This is a genomic window from Dactylosporangium sucinum, assembly GCF_014647515.1.
GTDB lineage: Bacteria > Actinomycetota > Actinomycetes > Mycobacteriales > Micromonosporaceae > Dactylosporangium > Dactylosporangium sucinum.
This window is the reverse complement of sequence record NZ_BMPI01000178.1, coordinates 1-1,550: the sequence shown is the minus strand read 5'-3', so window position 1 is coordinate 1,550 and position 1,550 is coordinate 1. Positions and strand designations below refer to the sequence as shown.

2 protein-coding genes are annotated in these 1,550 nt (G+C 68.0%); both read left to right on the top strand.

The window, feature by feature from the left end; genetic code table 11:
- Nucleotides 1–381, top strand: a 381-nt coding sequence (locus tag IEZ31_RS60030) for a YybH family protein (RefSeq protein WP_229836373.1), incomplete at its 5' end; no start/stop codon positions are given.
- A 43-nt stretch (nt 382–424) separates the two neighbouring features.
- On the top strand, nt 425–1,550 hold a 1,126-nt coding region (locus IEZ31_RS60025; protein WP_190255357.1), incomplete at its 3' end, for an FAD-dependent oxidoreductase.

Below are 1,550 nucleotides of genomic sequence, written 5' to 3'. Positions count from 1 at the left end.
CCCACCGGACCCGAAGGCGTCATCCCGTCGCTGATTGAGCGATTCAACTCCGGCAAGGTCAGCGAGATGATGACCTTGTACGAAGGAGCCGTGCTCATCGCGGACGACGGGCGGACCGTCACTGATCGCGCCGAGATCGCTGCCGAACTCGAGCGCGATCTCAGTCTCGGCCTGCCGCTGGAGGCCAAGGCGCGCCACGTGTTCGTTGCCGGCGACATCGCCGAGATCGTGGTGGACTGGTCAATTGACGGCACCGGTTCCGACGGCAAGCACGTGCACGTCGAAGGCACGGCAAGCGATGTCGCGCGCCGCGGCGCGGATGGCCGCTGGCGGTACCTGATCGACAATCGTCTCGGGACGGCGGTGCGACAGCCCGCCTGACACGGGTGCGTCACGGCAGCTCTCGGCGAACGGAGGATGCGCCATGACGACTATCAAGCTGTACCCCGACGACGTTCACAACCAGCGGACGATCCGCCAGGGCCACCCACCTGACTGGGTCAACCGCGACGGTGGTGACTACGACCTGGTGGTGCTCGGCGGCGGACCGGGCGGCCTCACCGCCGCCACGACAGCTGCCGGAGACGGGCACCGCGTCGCGATGACTGAGCAGCGACTGACCGGGGGCACCTGTGTCAACTTTGGCTGCACGCCGAGCAAGGCGCTGATTCGCTGCGCACGCGCGGTACACGATGCCAGCCGCGGGGCCGAGTTCGGCTTCCGGCTCGACGCCCCACCCCACACCGATTTCGGCGCGGTCATGGATCGGGTCCGCAAGATGCGTTCCCTGAGCAGCTCAGGCGATGCGGTCGAGATGGCCGAGCAGGCCGGGGTGGAGGTCTACCTCGGGCACACGCGCTTCACCGCGCCGAACGCCGTGGAGGTCGAGGGCCAGCCGCTGCGGTTTCGGAAGGCTGTGATCGCCACCGGATCGGTCCCCGTGGTGCCCCCCATCGAGGGACTGCGCACCGGCGAGTACCTGACCAACGAGACCGTCTTCGCACTGACCGAACTGCCAGCCAGGCTGGTCGTCATCGGCAGCGGCCCGCTGGGATGCGAGCTGGCCCAGGCCTTCCGCCGTCTCGGCAGCGAGGTCGACCTGGTCAGCCACCCCAGAACCCTGCTGCCCCATGATGAGCCGGAGGTCGGTGAGCTGATCCGTCGCCGGTTCGAACAGGAGGGGATCAGGCTCCATCTCGGGTTCAGGGCAGTACGGGCGGGCGCCGGCCGGTTGCTGGTGCAAGGCCCCGACGAGACGCGCGAGCTGTCCTATGATGCGCTGCTGCTCGGCACCGGCCGCAAGGCGAACGTCGAGCACCTGGACCTGGACGCGGCAGGAGTACACGTCGCCAGAGACGGCGTGCAGGTAGATGCATACCTGCGCACCAGCAACCCCGACATCTATGCCGCCGGCGATGCAACCTTCCCGCAGAAGTTCACGCACGCGGCCAACGCGACAGCACGGCTCTGCATCGCGAACGCGCTGGATGGAGCGCATCGCCCGGCACGGGAACTCGTCATTCCCCACTGCACCTACACCGATCCCGAGG